The 17,851-nt window shown below is 55.2% G+C and carries 19 protein-coding genes; 6 read left to right on the top strand and 13 right to left on the bottom strand.

The annotated features are described in order from the left end of the window. The first annotated feature begins 477 nt into the window (after positions 1–477). The 6 genes from flaB to H7R73_RS15065 are packed head-to-tail and all read left to right on the top strand — an operon-like array spanning position 478 to position 6,112. The gene (flaB, locus tag H7R73_RS15090; RefSeq protein ID WP_045525418.1) at positions 478–1,407 is read left to right on the top strand and encodes a flagellin B; all 930 of its coding nucleotides are present in this window, start codon (positions 478–480) and stop codon (positions 1,405–1,407) included. 32 nt (positions 1,408–1,439) lie between these two features. After that, a complete protein-coding gene (locus H7R73_RS15085) occupies positions 1,440–1,856 on the top strand; it encodes a flagellar protein FlaG (protein ID WP_048207385.1) in 417 nt (138 codons plus the stop codon). Between the two features lie 30 nt (positions 1,857–1,886). After that, a complete protein-coding gene (fliD, locus tag H7R73_RS15080) occupies positions 1,887–3,275 on the top strand; it encodes a flagellar filament capping protein FliD (RefSeq protein WP_041212814.1) in 1,389 nt (462 codons plus the stop codon). Between the two features lie 37 nt (positions 3,276–3,312). After that, positions 3,313–3,726, top strand: a complete 414-nt coding sequence (gene fliS, locus H7R73_RS15075) for a flagellar export chaperone FliS (RefSeq protein WP_103259877.1) — start codon at positions 3,313–3,315, stop codon at positions 3,724–3,726. Next, positions 3,723–4,016: a hypothetical protein gene (locus tag H7R73_RS15070; protein ID WP_048207387.1), complete on the top strand. Its 294-nt coding sequence runs from the start codon at positions 3,723–3,725 to the stop codon at positions 4,014–4,016. Before fliS ends, H7R73_RS15070 begins: the two co-directional genes overlap by 4 nt. A gap of 11 nt (positions 4,017–4,027) precedes the next feature. Continuing rightward, positions 4,028–6,112: a motility associated factor glycosyltransferase family protein gene (locus H7R73_RS15065; RefSeq protein ID WP_103259878.1), complete on the top strand. Its 2,085-nt coding sequence runs from the start codon at positions 4,028–4,030 to the stop codon at positions 6,110–6,112. A gap of 67 nt (positions 6,113–6,179) precedes the next feature. Here the strand turns inward: H7R73_RS15065 and H7R73_RS15060 are convergent, their stop codons facing one another. The 13 genes from H7R73_RS15060 to H7R73_RS15000 form a co-directional block, all read right to left on the bottom strand. After that, the gene (locus H7R73_RS15060) at positions 6,180–6,728 is read right to left on the bottom strand and encodes a GNAT family N-acetyltransferase (protein WP_103259879.1); all 549 of its coding nucleotides are present in this window, start codon (positions 6,726–6,728) and stop codon (positions 6,180–6,182) included. Between the two features lie 120 nt (positions 6,729–6,848). Then, positions 6,849–7,889, bottom strand: coding sequence for a pseudaminic acid synthase (gene pseI, locus H7R73_RS15055; RefSeq protein ID WP_232092699.1), 1,041 nt, complete (start codon positions 7,887–7,889; stop codon positions 6,849–6,851). Next, on the bottom strand, positions 7,886–8,449 hold the full coding sequence (gene pseH, locus H7R73_RS15050; RefSeq protein ID WP_103259880.1) for a UDP-4-amino-4,6-dideoxy-N-acetyl-beta-L-altrosamine N-acetyltransferase: 564 nt from the start codon (positions 8,447–8,449) through the stop codon (positions 7,886–7,888). The genes pseI and pseH overlap by 4 nt, the downstream gene beginning before the upstream one ends. Then, positions 8,431–9,375 carry a hypothetical protein gene (locus H7R73_RS15045; protein WP_103259881.1) on the bottom strand — a complete coding sequence of 315 codons (945 nt, stop codon included), beginning with the start codon at positions 9,373–9,375 and terminating at the stop codon, positions 8,431–8,433. The genes pseH and H7R73_RS15045 overlap by 19 nt, the downstream gene beginning before the upstream one ends. Then, positions 9,376–10,665, bottom strand: coding sequence for an aminotransferase class III-fold pyridoxal phosphate-dependent enzyme (locus tag H7R73_RS15040; protein ID WP_103259882.1), 1,290 nt, complete (start codon positions 10,663–10,665; stop codon positions 9,376–9,378). Further along, a complete protein-coding gene (locus tag H7R73_RS15035) occupies positions 10,662–11,417 on the bottom strand; it encodes a cytidylyltransferase domain-containing protein (protein WP_041212819.1) in 756 nt (251 codons plus the stop codon). Before H7R73_RS15035 ends, H7R73_RS15040 begins: the two co-directional genes overlap by 4 nt. Next, positions 11,414–12,259, bottom strand: a complete 846-nt coding sequence (locus H7R73_RS15030) for an aldo/keto reductase (RefSeq protein ID WP_103259883.1) — start codon at positions 12,257–12,259, stop codon at positions 11,414–11,416. Before H7R73_RS15030 ends, H7R73_RS15035 begins: the two co-directional genes overlap by 4 nt. After that, positions 12,250–13,392 carry a UDP-4-amino-4,6-dideoxy-N-acetyl-beta-L-altrosamine transaminase gene (pseC, locus tag H7R73_RS15025; protein ID WP_182951313.1) on the bottom strand — a complete coding sequence of 381 codons (1,143 nt, stop codon included), beginning with the start codon at positions 13,390–13,392 and terminating at the stop codon, positions 12,250–12,252. The genes H7R73_RS15030 and pseC overlap by 10 nt, the downstream gene beginning before the upstream one ends. Further along, a complete protein-coding gene (pseB, locus tag H7R73_RS15020) occupies positions 13,389–14,393 on the bottom strand; it encodes a UDP-N-acetylglucosamine 4,6-dehydratase (inverting) (RefSeq protein WP_010674303.1) in 1,005 nt (334 codons plus the stop codon). Before pseB ends, pseC begins: the two co-directional genes overlap by 4 nt. A gap of 101 nt (positions 14,394–14,494) precedes the next feature. Next, entirely contained in the window at positions 14,495–15,334 is an 840-nt protein-coding gene (locus tag H7R73_RS15015) for a cobalamin-binding protein (protein WP_182951312.1), read from the bottom strand. After that, positions 15,327–16,259, bottom strand: a complete 933-nt coding sequence (locus H7R73_RS15010) for a cobalamin biosynthesis protein CobD/CbiB (protein ID WP_103261110.1) — start codon at positions 16,257–16,259, stop codon at positions 15,327–15,329. Before H7R73_RS15010 ends, H7R73_RS15015 begins: the two co-directional genes overlap by 8 nt. Positions 16,260–16,285: 26 nt before the next feature. Further along, positions 16,286–16,978 carry a 5'-methylthioadenosine/S-adenosylhomocysteine nucleosidase gene (mtnN, locus tag H7R73_RS15005; RefSeq protein WP_042015997.1) on the bottom strand — a complete coding sequence of 231 codons (693 nt, stop codon included), beginning with the start codon at positions 16,976–16,978 and terminating at the stop codon, positions 16,286–16,288. 100 nt (positions 16,979–17,078) lie between these two features. Continuing rightward, the gene (locus H7R73_RS15000) at positions 17,079–17,837 is read right to left on the bottom strand and encodes a substrate-binding periplasmic protein (protein WP_039038670.1); all 759 of its coding nucleotides are present in this window, start codon (positions 17,835–17,837) and stop codon (positions 17,079–17,081) included. Positions 17,838–17,851: the final 14 nt, after the last annotated feature.

Below are 17,851 nucleotides of genomic sequence, written 5' to 3'. Positions count from 1 at the left end.
GCGCAGATCGTTCACTCTGTCACCCTCGAGGTTGTTCTCCTGAGCGTAAGCTCTTCTTTGGCCGACATTGTCGGCCTTTTTTATGGGCGTCGGAAAAGCGACGTCACATCACACGAAGCACAAAATGTGCCAACTTAATGTGCTTGAAATGCTCTGCCAATAGGTATGGTTGTTAGCGGAGGGATAGGAGCTGTGCTCTGTCGTTCTCATCGCAAGCGGAGAGCGCTTGCCTCTTTACCGGTGAAAGCGGCAATAAATTTCCTAAAGCTTCTGGTAGAGATGCCGTTACAGAGTATGAAGCAAATTGAGGGGTGTTCGGAAATCCAGCATTTGCGCAACTGCGGGTCCTGTGTCTGTTCAAACAGAGGACCCGCCAGATGGTACAGTCCGTTCAATCTGTCCGTCTGAACGGTGGGTCCCTGGCTGTATAGATGCAAACAGAGCCCGCAGTTTCTTGTTCATCAGGAGATAATTTTTATGGCCATGTATATCAATACCAACACTTCATCACTGAACGCTCAGCGTAACTTGATGAACACCAACAAATCGCTGGATACTTCCTACACCCGTCTGGCCTCCGGCCTGCGCATCAACAGCGCCAAGGACGATGCTGCGGGTCTGCAAATCTCCAACCGTTTGACTTCTCAGGTTAATGGTCTGGATCAGGGCAACCGCAACGCCAACGATGGTATCTCGGTCGCTCAGACTGCCGAAGGGGCCATGGATGAAGTAACTTCCATGTTGCAACGGATGCGGACTTTGGCTCAGCAGTCTTCTAATGGTTCCAATAACCAGGATGATAGAGATGCCTTGCAGGCTGAGTACAAGCAGCTAACCACAGAAATAAACCGGATTGCAGGCGATACCACCTTTGGGGGGCAGAAGTTACTGGATGGTAACTACAAAGGCTCTTTCCAAGTTGGCGCCGATGCGGGACAGACCATTTCCTTCAAGATGACTACGGCTTTTACCATGTCAGGTATTGCTAGTGCTACCAAGGGGAGTGCAACCATTGCGGCTGCTACCAACAGTGCTGCCAGTACTACAGCAGATGCTTGGGTGGTGACATCAGCATCGACAGCTGTGACCTGGTCCACCATAAGCGACATTTCTGGTTCAACCGATTCCAATGCGCAACTGGCGTTTGCCAACCTGGACAAGATGATCCAGGTGGTAGACAGCAAACGGGCTGAATTGGGGGCAGTACAAAACCGCTTTGATTCAACCATCCGCAACCAGTCCAATATCTCTGAAAACCTGAGTGCTGCACGCTCCCGTATTCGTGATGCGGACTTTGCGACCGAGACAGCCAACATGACCAAGCAGAATATTCTGCAACAGGCTGCGTCCAGCATTTTGGCACAAGCTAATCAGCGACCGCAGTCTGCGCTGTCCCTGCTTGGCTAAGCATGTAGCTGGATTGAGATGGGAGATAAGAGATGACAACTGAACTCGCAAATCTGTCATCTGCCAGTGGTGCTTCCGTACAGCTAAGTGACAAGAGCGGCCAAGTGGCCGCTCAATTACTTTCTGGTACGGCTGAGGAGGCAAGAAACGGCGGGCAGCAGGAAAAAAATGAGAGTGCTCACCCAATACCGCAAAGTGCGACAGAACTTGCCAAGCAGGTACAAAACTTGCAAGACTTTGTTCAACAACAGGGGTGGACTGTAAATTTCAGTATGGAGAAGGAGCTGGAGCAAGTGGTTATCAAGGTAGTTGATGCCGATACCAGGACGGTGATCCGTCAGATCCCCAGCGAAGAACTCATTGCTATCAACAAGCGGATCCAGGCTTTGGTGCAAGGTGAGGCTGGCGCCAATCCCAGAGTCGGTTTGTTGTTTGATAGTGAGATATGAGCTGTTAATGACTAGTGAGGAGAACAGACAATGGCAACGATAACATCTGCTGGCGCAGGGTCCGGTATCGATCTGGAGAGTGTGATCTCTGCCAGTTTGAATGCCAGAAAGGCACAGCTCCAGCAGCCAATCACGACCAAAAAGACCAATGCCCAGATAACGCTCTCCGGGGTCGGTCAATTGAAATCTGCGATTGCCTCCTATGTCACGACTCTCAAAGATATGGCGAAGACGGATGCATTCAACAAGCGAGCCGTCAATATTACTCAAGATAAAGACAACCCCATTCTCAAAGTGGAGAGCAAGGCTGGTGCATCAAATGGCCAGTACAATATCACTGTCAATAAATTGGCGACAACCAGCAAATTCGAGGGGACTTTTGACAGTTCGACCACAGCGCTTGCAACGGAAGACGGTACTCTGACTTTTACCGCAGGGGACAAAAAGTTCAATGTAGAAGTCAAAGCAGGTGATTCGCTGCAAACCATTCGAAAGAAAATCAATAATAATGGCGATAATTTTGGATTGACTGCGAATATCATCAATACAGCGGATGGTAAGGCCAAGCTGGTAATGGATTCAGGAGTCAGTGGTACCGGAAAAGATCTACAGATTACGGGTAGTACTGCAGGCGTGAGCAGTTTTGCTTCCTCTCTTACCAAAACCCAAAGTGCCAGTAATGCAGAAATAACCGTTGATGGTAGTGTGCTCAGCAGTGATACCAATACTTTTGATGGCACTATCATGGGGCTAAAGGTCACCGTGCTGCGTGAATCAGACAAAGACACTGATGGTAATGCAAAGTCAAATAAGGTTGATGTCACCACGGATAAAGATGGCATCAAATCCATGATCAAGAGCTTCATCGATGGTTACAACACATTGGTGAGTAAGGCTGACGGATTAGGGAAGCGTAATAGCATCGTGGCAGGTGAAAGCCAGGATGATGGTGGTGCCTTGGCCGGGGATTCAGTAACACGCAGTGTGATCAATCAGATGAGTAGCATCCTTATCACCCCGTCTGAGAATTCGAACGTATTCGATACAATCTTCCAGCTTGGGATAAAGATGGACAACAAGGGGGTTCTCTCTCTTGATAGCGAAAAGTTTGATGAGGCGCTAGATAAAAACTTTGAACAGGTAGTAGCCATTTTCGGTGGTGAGAAAGGGGTTGCCGGTCAACTGGCAACATCTCTCGAAGATTATTCGAAAACAGGTGGATTACTTGCTCAACGAGAAGACTCCCTTAATACAGACTTACGCTCTTTAGCACAGAAAGAGTCAGATGCATCAGCCCAGTTAGTGAAATATGAGGCTAGTTTACGTGCTCGTTATGGTGGTCTTGATACTCTACTTGCCAAAATGAACCAGTCTGCATCTTATTTGAGCCTGATTAATACCTCAAACTCATCATCTTGATTTTTATTTTGGCGATTCCGAGTGAGGAGGATACATCATGTATCACAAGCATATTAAAGCTTACACAACCCAGAACCTTCAAGCCGAAATGGCTGTTGCTGATCCTTATCGTGTTATTCAGTTGATGATGCAAGGCTGTATTGAACGTGTTGCTCAAGCGAAAGGGGCAATAGAGCGCAAGGATTTCGAAAATAAGTCTATTGCGATTTCCAAAAGTATGGCACTGATTAACGGTTTACAGGACGCGTTGGATCTTTCATATGGTAAAGTACCTGAGGACTTGTTCGCTCTTTACGATTACATGAAACAACGCCTATTGGACTCAAGTCGTAATATGGACGTAGCGCCGTTAGATGAAGTCACTAAACTAATGCTTACAATTAAAAGTGGTTGGGATGCTATCCCAGAAGAAGAACGCAAGCAGGTTTTGGCAAATAAGGTTGCTATATGAATGAGAGTAGCCTCTTGTCTGAATTGAGCGATCAGCTTGAACAGGCAATCCTGTCTCAGGATATTGATTTGGCTCATCAGATTGCAGATAAGAGGCTTTGCTTATTGAAAAATATTATTGATGCAAAAAACATATCAGAGGAAATTATTAGTGTAGCGGTTGCAGAACTAGAGAGAGAAAATAAATTGCGATCATTAGTCGAAGATGAAAAGTCTAAGATGCAGCAACAAATTAAAAACATTCTGTCTGCAGAAAAAATAAGCAACATATACAAGGCAAACTCAAGGTAAGCAGGTTTAATATGGACTTCGAAAGCAAGATAAACTCTCTGGAAGTTGAACTAGGACGCCTGCGTGCTCAACAAGAACAAGAACAAGCGATGCTGGAGGTACTTCCTGCCAGATTTGAAATGAATATGACTGCATTTTCATATTATATCCCCGATATATATGAAAAATTCAAATCATATAATCCAGTGAGCGGGTTCAGTTTTTTCTGCGGTGAAAATGGCATTCCTAACTTACGCTGGAATGATTCTAACATGTCATTTTATGGTGACGATCCTTATAAAGAGTGTGAAGATCAGATTGGGGCAGTTTTAAATAGTCCAGGATCTATTCAGACGATAGAATTTTCAAAAGAAGATAATCCAATTGACTTTATTCATGTGGACTACATGAATAAAATGATGAAAGTTAGGGACATTGCCTCTGAGAAACTGCTGCCAATCAGCAAGGTTGGGGAAGATATTCCTCTGATGCTTATGTACGGAGTTGGGTTAGGGTATCAGTTATCTTACCTCTATGAGCAATGTCGCCCTAGAATTCTTTTTGTTATTGAGCCGAACTTCGATCTTTTTTATGCATCTTTATTTACCTTTGACTGGTACAAGCTGCTTGAGTATCTCAATGAAGAAGAGCTTGGTATTCATATTTTTCTTGGTCAAAACAAAGATGAAGTAATACAAGACATTACTGTTGCCTCTGCAAAAGTAGGTTCCTATCTTTCTGCTGCAACTGTTGGTTTCTGGCACTATAAGAGTGATGAAATAATTGAGCTTATTACCAGGACAAAACAGGAATTTTTCTTTTTGATTAGCGGATGGGGCTTTTTTGATGACAATGTTATTGCCTTGTCGCATTGCGTTGAAAATATAAGGCAAAATATTCCTTTTCTTGTCAAAGGAAAGTTTTTGGATGATAAATGGAGAGATATTCCGGTATTTGTGATCGGTAATGGACCATCTCTTGATATCGCTATTGATAAGTTGAAATCCTGTCAACACCAAGTAATTATACTAAGCTGTGGTAGTGCACTATCTTCATTATATAAGGCAGGTATACAGCCTGATATTCACGTACAGGTTGAGAGAACTAAGGTCGTACCTGACTCACACTTATTATTAAAAGATGACCAATACTTGAAAGGAATATTGTTTTTAAGTGTGGACGTTATCCATCCTGATTGTGCCAAGCAATTTGATAGAGTTGGCCTAGCTTTCAAATCTTTTGAGCCTGGTTTCCCTCTTATTAAAATGCATTCTTCGGTTGCACGTACTAGAGACATTCTTAGTTCTGCTAACCCATTAGTGGGGAACACCGGCCTGGCAACAGCATGTCGTTTGGGCTTTAGGAGTATTTATCTAATTGGCATTGACAATGGATATAAAAGCAATGCACACCATCATTCTAAACTCAGCTTTTATTTTGACGAAACAGGCAATCAGAAAGACAAGCTATCAATTCAAGTTAATAAAAAAAGCAATCATCTTGTGCCCGGCAACTTTGGTGGTGAAGTAGAAACAACCAACATGATGATTAGTTCAAGGACGGTTATGGAAAATCTTATTGAAGCGTATTCTGATGTCCTTTTTTATAACTGTTCAGATGGTGCTAAAATAAAAGGTGCTGTGCCAAAAAGAATAAATGATATCTCCTTTAATAATTTTTATTGTGATAAAAATAGCTTATTAAATCATATCGTCAATGATATATACAAGCCTATGGATATAGATATTGATAAGTTGGAAGAAAACTTTCATATAGAGTTGTTTAATGACTTTATTGATATGTTCATTCGAGATTGGGATAAATGCTTTTCGACTAGGGAAGATATTGTGTCGAACATGTTGAAGGTTCGTGATTATCTTCTTGCTATGAGAGTGAATGGATATGAGCACATATATAGATGCTTGATTGGTTCAATCAATTATTCTTTTAGCGTTATACTTTCCACTCTGTATAGATTTGATGTTTGTGACGACTTATACAAAACAATAAATGATATTATAAAAATCATGGTGGAATACTTTGTAGCTATAAAAAATAAATATGTCCGTGCACTCAGCAGTGTTGATAGAAAAGAACATGGACTGTTTGATCACTAATATTCAAAGCTACAAAGGTGCTACTGACCTACAATATAAATGACATGCAGGTCAGTTAGCACATACATCACTTTCTTAGTTTTCCCATATAGATGCCATTTACCCACCCTGAAGGTGTCAAATAATGATCTTGCATTTCACCTTCAATCATATAATTATTTTTTAAAAAAGCTTTAATTGATGCTTTATTGTTAATATATGCACCAGCAGTGACCTTGTGAACCCCGAGGTTGGTAAAGCAATAGTTAGTGACGATTTCAATTGCTGCCGTGGCAATACCTTTCCCCCAAAATCTCTTATCACCAATAACAATACCTATGTCAACTCTATTGTGGTATGGGTCTACACTTGAAATTTTCACGTTGCCAATGTGAGTGGTTGTATCATCATCAATAATTGCAAGCAGTAATTCCTTCCTGCTTTTATCCTGGAAATATTTGAGGAGCGAGCTCATATCCCACTTTGTGAAGCGAGATTCAAGGTATTTATTGACTTCCGTGTCATTTAGCCAGTTGCAATATGTCTCAGTAACATCCGAGACTGTCAGATTTCGGATGGTAATTGATGACTTTTGCCCATTTAATATCTTTTTTAAGATGATGCTATCTGTATTCATATCTCAGACCTTTTAGAGATGAAACCTCCATCGGAGGTGATTCACGTTCAGACAGGCTTGCAGCCCAGATAGGCCAGCGCCATGAAGACATTTTTCTGATCCATGGGATGTTCCTTGTAGTCAGACAATCAATGACCATGCCAGCGGCGTGCCGGCCTGAATATCCTGGCTGGCATGGCGACCCAGCAGGGATGGAAGATGAACCGGGGGCAACCCATCGGCAGGGCGGATGGAGCGGACATTGCGTGACGTGAATGCATCCCCGGCTTTCATGTCCTCACAGACGAAGAGAGAGCGAGCGAATCGCCGGTTTCGCAGTGTCTTGTCGTTCAGGTGATAGCTGACATTCCCCAGTGCAGCCTCGACTTGTCGTACTCCCTCGACCATATGAGCGAATTCATCCGGTGTCATGGAGAAGGAGGCATCCGGCCCGCCCAGGGTGCGGTCCAGAATGAAGTGTTTCTCTATCACGCGTGCTCCCAGGGCGGTTGCGGCCATGGCCACGGCCTCTCCCAGGGTATGATCCGACAAGCCCACTTCGACTCCGAAAGTCTGCTTCATATTGGGCATGGTGAGCAGGTTGGCCTCGTCCACCGGCGCTGGATAGGAAGAAGTGCACTTGAGCAATGTGATGTCATGATTGCCCACGCGGCGGCATGCCTGCACGGCAGCATCAATATCGGCCAGGGTCGCGATACCGGTCGAGATAATCATCGGTTTTCCCTTGCTGGCGGTGTACTCGATCAGAGGAATGTCGGTGATTTCAAACGAGGCGATCTTGTAGAGAGGGACGCCGAGCGTCTCCAGAAAATCGACGGCACTGGTGTCGAAGGGAGTAGAGAAGAAGACGAGCCCCTCTTTGCGGGCCTCGGCCTGGATGGCTGCATGCCACTCCCAGGGGGTATAGGCCTCCTGATAGAGTTTGTGGAGCGTGGTGCCATCCCAGATGGTGCCCTGATTGATCTGGAAATATTCATTGTCACAATCAAGGGTGATGGTGTCGGCCGTATAGGTCTGGATCTTGATGGCATCGGCACCACACGCCTTGGCTGAGCGCACCGTTGCCAGCGCCGTCTCCAGTGAGTGGCCGTGGTTGGCAGAGAGTTCGGCAATGATGAAGCATCGCGTCGGATTGAAGGTGCGAGTCATGGTTTGGGTCATGAATTATTCCACTCCTGTTCAGTGATCCCCATGAGCACGAGGTCCACATAGTTTGATGTCTGAGGGCGATACACGGCTTCCCGCCAGACCCCTTCATGGCGAAAACCGGATCTCAGATAGGCTTTGATGGCCCTTTCGTTGTCTGCCGCGACTTCCAGCTTGAGGGTATGCAGACGGGCGATGTCGAAGGCGAGCTGGTTCACGGCGCTCAGCAGGTGTGCGCCCAGCCCCTTGTCGAGGCGAAAGGGATTGCGATAGATCCCGAGCCAGGCGAGGCGATTGTGCCAGTCCAGCCTGTGCAAGGAGATGACTCCGAGGGGGCCCGCGTTGTCCTGGCAGAGATAGTTGATGTTGCGGGTGTCCTGATGCTGGCGAGCCATGAAAGCGAGATGTGACTCCAGGCTGATGTCACCGCCACTGTTCATCCAGTGGGCAATGTCGGGATGTGTGCGCATCTGCCAGACGGCAATTTTCTGTTGTTCGTCCAGCATGGCGAAGGGGGTGAGTGTGGCACCGGACAGCGTTAGGTGGCGCTGCAGGTTCATCTCTGGTTGAGCCATGAAAGTGCCTCCAGAGTGCCGTTTCCTGTCATGAGTTGCTGCAGCCCCTGTGACCGCCTTGCCCGTTCGTCCGGTGCAGACAGCGCTGTCAATCCTTGCTCCAGCCGGGAGAGCAAGGCGGTATCGTGCCACCACCCAGCCGACATGAAAGCGTCCGGGCCGCACCAGCCAGCCAGCTGACGACGCTGGTTGTCTGCCACGCCGACGAGCATGCCGGGGAGACCGCAGCGTGCCAGTTCATAGGTCACCTGTCCGGCGGCGCTGATGGCCAGATCGCAGTGGGACATGAGCGCGATCATCTGCTCGGCATCCAGACGGTGATGTTGCCGGCATCCCGACAACCGGGTGTCCCGCTCCCGGTTGACAACATTCAGCTCCATGTCAGGGTGGGACTGGCGCAGCCTGCTCACCAGCCCGGGAGTCAGATCGCGCACGTCGGTTCCCCCCATGATGATCAAGATGCGTTCGACACGGTCGGCAAACCTGGTTCGGGTGGGGACCGACCAAAATGGGGGGCGCAAAGGTTGCCAGCCCGGCCCCCACCGCCAGATGGCGGCGCCGGACTTGTCACCATGGGGACCGGGGCTGGCATGGACCACCATCCCCTGTGGATAGTCCAGACGTTCGGTGTCATCGAGGTACATCACTCGCACAAATCCCGCTGCCATGCTCTGCAGCGTCTCCAGACTGGCCGAGTAGGAGTCGACGATGGCGACCGCCTGTTGCGGGGGGATGGATTGCTGCTGCCAGCGACCCCAGCTGACGGACTCCCCTTCGAGCAGGGTGCTGGCAAGCGCATCACCGTCCACCACCCAGTGGACGACGCCTCCCTGTTGTCGCCAGGCCTGCGCATAGGCGCTGCAACGGCTGAGGTGCCCCAGGCCCCGGACCCTGTCCCCTTCACTGAAGATCCAGAGTGGCAGCACTCAACGCACCTTGAACACCGGCTGGATGGGTTCGCCATCCAGGGCCTGATGAATGGCCTTGTCCGCATCCAGCCGGATAAGCGCCGGCAGGATATCGGCATAGACGGCCAGCAGGGTTTGGACGTCCTCTTCGCTGTGGGCAAGGTTCAGGTTGTGGCTGCCGAGACTGAGGATGCCCCGTTTGCACAGCTCCTGGATGAAGTAGCTCTTGAGCAGCCAGCTGGAATGGTTGGGGGAGTCGCCGATGAGCAGGAAGCTCCAGCTCGGATGACCCGCGCTTTGCAGCCAGCGTGGGGCGTTCACTTGTTCCAGCAGTGCGTTGAGCCCATCCAGCAGTTGCTGGCCTCGCTCGGCCAGCCTGGCTGGTACGTCGAGCCGACGCATCTTGCCGATCACGGCGTTCGCCGCCGCCAGGGCGATGGCATCGCCGCCGAAGGTACCGGAGAAGAAGATGTCCTCCATGCGGCGCATGTACTGGCGGCGACCCACCACGGCGGAGATGGGAAAACCGTTGGCCATCCCCTTGCCGAAAGCGGCCAGATCCGGGGTGACGCCAAACAGGGTCTGCGCACCGCCGAGGTGGAAACGAAAACCGGTGATAGTCTCGTCAAAGACCAGCAGGGCGCCGTGTTCATCGCACAGCTGGCGCAGACCGGGCAGAAAGTCCGGGGCGGGCCAGGCGACGTTCATGGGCTCCAGGATCACGGCGGCAAACTCACCAGGGTGGGCTTCCAGCTGGGCCTTGAGGGAGTCCAGGTCGTTGTAGTCGAAGCGGTGGGTGAGCTCGCGCACGCACTCCGGGACCCCCAGGTGGCGGGTGGTGGAGCCGATGTACCAGTCCTGCCAGCCGTGATAGCCGCAGACCGCGACACGCTCTCGCCCTGTGACGGCGCGGGAGAGGCGGATGCAGGCGGAGGTGGCGTCGGTGCCGTTCTTGCCAAAGCGAACCATCTCGGCGCAAGGGATGAGCGCGATCAGCTGTTCGGCGACCTCGGTCTCAAGGCGGTGGGGTAGAGAGAAGATGGAGCCCAGGTTGAGTTGCGCCATCACGGCCTGGTTCACATCCGGATCGCAATAGCCCAGGCTGATGGCGAGCAGGCCGCTGGCAAAATCCAGGTACTCGTTGCCATCCACATCCCACACCCTGGCGCCCTGGCCGCGCTCGATAAAGAGCGGGGCTGCGCCATAGGGAAAGCAGAGCCGGCTCTTGGAGAAGGTCTGGGACCCTAAGGGAATGCTCTGCTCGGCCCGGGCCGACAGGGTCAGTGAATGCTGGTAACGTGAACTCATGAGTGGTTCTCCTTGGCCAGCGAGCTTGCCAGCCCCTCATTGCGTTGATGTTGAGTGTTCAGGGTTGCCAACTGCGGCTCACGAGCCAGCAGGGCGAGAATGTCGTCGGTGGCAAAGGCTGGGTTTGACGGGTAGAGACGCTGATATATCTGCTCGATCAGGGCGAAGTCGGCGGGTTCGTCCACCGTCCAGCGCAGGTGGGCGAGACTGGGGGTGCGACTCAATGTGCCAATCTTGAACGCATCCGCATGCTGGCGGATGTAGTAGGTCACATGCTCACGCTCGGTCCGGGTGTGCGCACGTTCGGCGAGCAAATCGAGGGTGGCGGCACTCAAGATCTCGGCATCCAGCCCATCCGGGTAGCTGGGCTCCCAACAGTTGCTGCTGTAGTCGTAGCCACCGTCCAGATGAAGCGCGATAAGCTCGTCGATAAGGGCCGGATCCGCGAGGGGGCAATCCCCGGTGAGCCTGACAATCTGGCTGGGCCCAAAGGGCTGAGCCGCGAGATGAAAACGCAGCAGTACATCGTCCAGCGGGCCACGGAAACAGGGCACGTCCAGCTCGGCGCAAAGCGCCGCGATGGCCTCATCCTCGCGCTGATCGCTGGTGGCGACCACCAGTTGATCCAGCCTGGCGGAACGTTTGAGCCGCTCTATCTGGCGGGCGAGCATGGGCTCGCCGAGCAGAGGCTTGAGCACCTTGCCAGGCAGTCGGCTGGAGTTGGCTCTGGCCTGCAGGATCCCGAGGATCATGATGTTCTCCACATGGCAGGGTTGATGAGGGCCGGCTCGTCGCAGGCGAGGGTTGCGAGTTCGGCGTCCTGAGCAGGATGCAGATGGGCATAGGCAGATACAATCGCTGCCAGCTCGTGTGCGTGGCAGATGCCGACCACGAAGCGGCTCACCTGGGGCAGGGCCGGGATCAGGGCAAGCGCCTTGTGGAGGAGGGAGAGGTGGGGCTGCCACCCATCCAGTCGCGAGAGCGGTTCGCTGAAGGCGTCAAAATAAGGGGGACGAAGGGTTGGCTGCATCAATAACAGGCCTTGCAGGAAGAGGGAGCGCACATGGATTTCACACCCCATGGCCTGCAACCGATCGAGCCAGCCTGTGCGCAAAAAACGCTGATCGAGCAGATTGGCGGGGAGCTGCACCAGCTCCAGGGGATAACCCTGCTCGAGCCAACGCGTCAGCTCCTCGGGGGTGTAGACAGAGACGCCCACCTTGCCCACCTTGCCCTGATGCTGAAGGTCTGCCAGCCGCTCGAACAGGGCCGGGCTGGCGTCCTGGCTGCGGTGCAGCAGCAAGCCATCGACACGGGGACGAGCCAGTCGTTGCAGGCTGGCCTCCAAAGAGGGGGTCAGATCCGCGGCATCGATATTGGGTGAGAGCTTGGTGATGACCTGAAAGTCGGCGGTGTTGCACATTCCGAGCCTCGCCTCGGCCTTGCCGTAGGCCTGGGCCGTATCCAGGGTATTCACCCCCAGCTTGCGGGCGAGGGCCAGAATGGCGTCGAGCTCCTGATCCTGCACTTCGCCTGCGCGGTTGCTGATGCCGTAATCGAGCCCGAACTGGACCGTACCCAGTGCTAGGCGCATAGCACCGACTCCAGGGTCTGAACGACCTGATCCTGCTCGGCCAGGGAGAGGCCGGGGAACAGGGGGAGGCTGATGGCTTGTCGATAATAGGCCTGGGCACCGGGATAGTTGGCGGGGTCGTGGCCGAGATCACGGTAATAGGGTTGGGCCGGAATGGGCATGTAGTGCACGTTGACGCCGATACCGGCGTCTCTCAGGCGGGCAAACACCTCATCCCGGTCTTGCACCCGGATCACATAGAGGTGGTAGCCACTGAGTCTGTCATGCCCCTGGTGTAAGGGCTCGACCGGCAGTCGGGTCAGTAGCTCGTCGTAGCGGGCAGCCAACAACCGGCGCCTGTCAATGAACTGCGGCAGGCGGGCGAGCTGGCTGCTTCCCAGCGCCGCCTGGATGTCGGTCAGGCGATAGTTGAAGCCGAGTACCTGCTGCTCGTAGTACCAGCCCCCCGGAGTGTCGACGGTCAACTGCACCGGATCCCGGGTGATGCCATGGCTGCGATAGAGACGAAGCCTCGCGGCCAGCTCGGCACTGCGAGTCGTGACGGCACCCCCTTCCCCGGTCGTGATGGGCTTGACCGGATGGAAGCTGAAGACGGTCATGTCGCTGTGTGCACAACTGCCGATGGGCTCTCCCTGATAACGGGCTCCCAGGGCATGGCAGGCATCTTCGATGAGGGACACGCCATATTCTCGGCACAGGGCGCCTATCTCGGCGAGATCGCAGGGCTGGCCCGCGAGATGCACGGCGACCAGGGCCTTCGGCTGACGAGCGCTGCCCTGAACCCGTTGCAGCTTCTCGCGCAGCGCCGTGACGCAGAGGTTGCCGGTTGCGGAGTCCACGTCGACGAAATCCACCTGGGCGCCGCAATAGCGGGCACAGTTGGCTGAGGCGACGAAACTGATGGCGGAGACCCAGACCCAATCCTGTTCGCCGAGCGCCAGCGCGGCGCAGGCAAGGTGCAGGGCCGTGGTGCCGTTGCTGCAGGCGATCACGTGGGGAGCCTGGCAGTAGTCGGCCAATCCCTGTTCGAAGACGGGGACCGCCTCACCCTGGGTGAGGTAGTCCGACTTCAGCACGGCGACGACGGCTTCGATATCTTCATCTGTGATGGATTGGCGTCCATAGGGGATCATTCGGCGAGCACCTGCTGATTCATGACTTTCAATTCCTCTATCGACAGGAAGTGGCGATTATTGAGGGAATTGTATTCAAAGCCGTGCTCGACCCGCACCGCGGTGTCACCCAGGGCATTGACGGCGAAGTCATTATTTCGACTGGTGAAGGTGATGCTGGGAGCGATGACGTAATAGTCGTCAAATTCATAGGTGTGGTAGGAGTCGTCAGCCGGACACATCACCTCGTGCAACTTCTCGCCCGGACGGATACCGATGATCTCTTGGGGCAAGTCCGGCGCCATGGCGCTGGCGAGATCCGTGATGCGTACCGACGGGATCTTCGGAACGAACACTTCCCCCCCTTTCATGCGGGCAAAGTTGGTCAGCACGAACTCGACCCCCTGTTGCAGGGTGAGCCAGAAACGGGTCATCTCGGCATGGGTAATGGGCAGGCTGCTGGCCCCTTCCTTGATCAGGCGATCGAAGAAGGGCACCACAGAGCCCCGGGAGCCGACCACGTTGCCATAACGTACCACGGAAAAAATGGTGGGGTGCTTGCCCGCCATATTATTGGCGGCGACGAACAGCTTGTCGGAGCAGAGTTTGGTGGCGCCATACAGGTTGACCGGATTGGCCGCCTTGTCGGTGGAGAGGGCGATCACCTTTTCGACCCCGTTGTTGAGGGCCGCCTTGATGACGTTTTCCGCACCATGGATGTTGGTCTTGATGCACTCCATGGGGTTGTATTCTGCGGCAGGCACCTGCTTGAGGGCGGCGGCATGAACCACGAAGTCCACGCCGTGCATGGCCATGTCCAGGCGCTCGGCATCCCGTACGTCACCGATGAAATAGCGCATGCAGGGGTGATTGAAACGCTGCTGCATCTCGAACTGCTTGAGTTCATCACGGGAGTAGACGATCAACCGGCTTGGCGTGTAGAGGGAGAGGACAGCCTCGATGAACTTCTTGCCAAAGGAGCCGGTTCCCCCGGTTATCAGGATCGTTTTGCCGTTGAACATGTCATGGTCCCGTTATGAAGTGAGTGTCTGTTAGATTCAAAAGCATATTTTATGCCATAACCCACGATATGGGAGAGAGCATCGCCGTGACGCAGGCGCCATCAAGGAGTTGGCGTGCTAGTCCCGGCGATCGCCTCGCATATCTGCTCCACCGCGTTGAGGGCGCGGGGGGTGAAGCGGTGCAGTTCATCGGCGTTGATAAGGGCGAGCCGCTGGTGTTTGACGGCGTCCAGCATGGGCCACTGCCGCCAGTGATCCAGCACGGAAGGATCCCGGCCGCCAGCCAGGATGAGCCCGGGATTGGCCTTGATCACCTGCTCCAGCCCGACCTGGGGGTAGGCTGCTCCCGTCGTCGCCATGATGTTGCGTCCGCCGCAGAGGGTGATGGCCTGCCCCGGCCAGGTCGAATTATTGACGCTGGTGAGCGGCGGGTACCAGAGCTGATAGAAGACAGACAGGGGCTTGGGCTCGCCGTAGCGCGCCGCCAGGGCGTCGAGCCGGGTCAGATAGGCGCGGGCTTGCTCGTCGGCCCTGGACGTGAGCCCGAGAAGGTGCCCCAGGCTGCGCATCTCGGTAGCCAGGGAGGCAAAGTCGGTGGGCTCCGAGTAGAAGACGGGAATGCCGAGGCGCTCGACCGGGCCCAGCATGCGGGCCTGGGCGGAGCGCCAGGCCACTACCAGATCCGGCTTCTGGGCCAGCAGCGCCTCGAGGTTGATGCTGCGATAGTTGGCCACCCTGGGGAGGTTGGCCACGTCGGCGGGGTAATCGGAGGCATCGTCGGTGGCGACCACGCGATCCCCGGCGCCGATATCGAACAGCAGTTCCGTCAGATGGGGAGTGAGGCTCACGATGCGCAGCGGCGGGGTGGCCATGGCGCACAGTGAGGTGCCCAGCAGGCAGACAAACAGGCCCAGGGCACGAAGGGAAACGCGATCAGCCATGATTGAGCGCCATCCATGTCAGGAGCAGCGAGAGCCCGAGCCAGCCCCAGCCGGTCAGTTGCAGACGCTGCAGCAGGCGCAGGGGCAGGTTGGCATCGGGTTCGCTCCCTTCATCAAATACCGGAAAGCGCACCAGCTGGCCCTGATAGTAGCGGGGGCCGCCGAGTCGGCTGCCCGTCGCCCGGGCCAGCAGCGCGAGCAGGACCCCCATGGCGGGATGGGGCCAATGCAGCGCAGGCCGCACTCTGTTGCCCAGCCCGCGCATCTGGGTCAGGCACAGGGGGAGCGCCAGCAACAGGATGGCGGGGGCGCAGAAACCCTGATAGAGCGCCGCAGCCGGGCGGCCGAAGTGGACGAACGCGTTCTGCTTGGGGTTCCACGCCAGATGGGTCAACTGGGCGAGCCGCACCAGCAGGGCACCCTGTACCCCGGCCAGAGCAAAACCCAGCAGGGGGGCGGCCCACTGACCGACGAGGCGCAGCACGCAGGTCTCGCTCACCGCCTTGTTCAACCCCATCACCGAGAGCTTGCCGGTCTCCCGCTTGAGCCAGGGGGCGACCTGCAGCCTCGCCACGACCAGCGTCTCCTGGGTCGCCAGGGCGCGGCTCCCCTGGGCGAGTTCCCGCAAGGGGCGGGATTCGAGCATCAGCAGCAGGAACAGGAGGTCGAACAGGGGCTCGGACAGGGAGAGATTGCGCACCGCCCAGAGACCGGCAGCGCAGGGCACCCAGACCACCAGCAGGGCAAGGAGCCCGGCCTGGCTCTGCTGGCGCGGTGTGCCGTCGGGGCGATAGACCTTCTGGCCGAGGCGGGTGAGCAGAGGCACGGCTGCGCCGGGTCTAAAGCGTACGGGCCAGGGCAGCAGGGCCTCCAGCAGGGCGGCCCCCACCATGATGGCCGCCGTCGTGGAGGCGAGGGCGGTCATCAGAGCATCCCAGGAGGGGGCGTCGATCACAGCTTGCCGAGCAGCGCGATGATCACTTCGGCGGAGTGTTGGCCCGCCACCTCGATGAAGGCATCGAAGGATTCCACCTGCTCCTTGCCGGCGATGTCCGACATGGCCCGTACCACCAGATAGGGCACCTTGAACATGTGGCACACCTGGCCGATGGCGGCACCTTCCATCTCCACCGCCAGCATCTGCGGGAAGTCGGCACGGGCTTTCGCGATGGCGTCCGGCTTGCACATGAACTGATCGCCGGTGCAGATGAGCCCGACCTTGGTCTGGTGCTTGCCTTGCTCGGCAATGCAGGTCTGTGCCAGGGCGATGAGTTTTTCGTCGCAGGGGAAGGCGGCGGGCTGCTGGGCCATCTGGCCCATCTCGTAACCGAAGGCGGTCACGTCCACGTCGTGGAAGCGCATCTCGCTCGCGATGACCACGTCACCGATGTGCAGATCCTGGGCGAAGCCGCCGGCGGAACCGGTGTTGATGACGCAATCGGGAGCAAACTTCTCCAGCAGCAGGCTGGTGGCGACGCTGGCGGCGACCTTGCCGATGCCGGAGCGGGTCAGGATCACCTCTTTACCGGCCAGCTTGCCCTGATAGAACTCGCAGCCGCCCAGTTGCAGGGTGGTGGGCTCGCTCAGCTGGCTGCGCAGCAGGGCCACTTCCTGCTCCATGGCGCCGATAATACCTACTTTCATCATCTACCTCGTCTCGATGGCCGCTGGGCCGAAAAAGTTGGCGTGGATGATAGCAAAACTTGGCGGTGGCGCCGAGCATTGCGATGGCGCGGATGGGGGGTCAGGGGTAGCGTCTGGCCAGGGCGGCCAGTTCACCACTGTCTGCGAGCCGTTGCAGGGTGTTGGCGAACAGGGTCAGGCGCTCTGGGGCACTGTGGCGATGGAACAGGATGTAGAAGGGAGTCTCTTCCATCACGGTGGGGAGGATGCGGATCTTGTCGGCCAGCCCCTGTTCGCGCAAGTCGGACTCAAACCCCGGGGAGCGGTAGTAGACGAAACGGCCGCGCTTCATCAACAACTTCTCGTAGTTGGCCTGGTTGCTGATCCCGCCGCTGTCGATGATGAGGCCGCCGATGTCCTGGAGCCGGGCGATAGCACCGCTGCCATGGTTGATGAGGATGATGCCCCCCTGGCCGAGGGCCCTGACATCCTGCCAGCTGCGTATCTCGACGGGATCGTCATGGCGCACCGCCAGGTGGTAGCGCACCGTGAAGATGGCGGGGGTCAGGACGATAAAGTGATCCCGCCTGGCCGGGCTCTCTCCCACGCCGCAGATGAAGTCCAGCTGGCCGTGCTGCACCTTCTTTTCCAGCCGTCGCAGCGGCAGGAAGCGCTGATCTCCCTCAATGCGAAGGGCAGGCTCCCTCGCTTCCATGAGCCGGAAGAGATCGACGCAGATCCCGCCGACATGCCCGTCGGGGAGCGTCACGTACTTGGGGGACGACGCCTGCTGCGCGGCCGTATGAAAGACCTCGGTGGCGCCAATGGTCCTGGCGGTGAGGACAAGCAGACACAGCAGCAGGATTATCCTGGGGGTCATCCGGGCAGGCTTCC

Origin of the sequence: Aeromonas sp. WP2-W18-CRE-05 (assembly GCF_014168615.1) — a bacterium.
GTDB lineage: Bacteria > Pseudomonadota > Gammaproteobacteria > Enterobacterales > Aeromonadaceae > Aeromonas > Aeromonas caviae.
The sequence above is the reverse complement of the archived record's forward strand: the minus strand, read 5'-3'. Positions and strand labels throughout refer to the sequence as shown.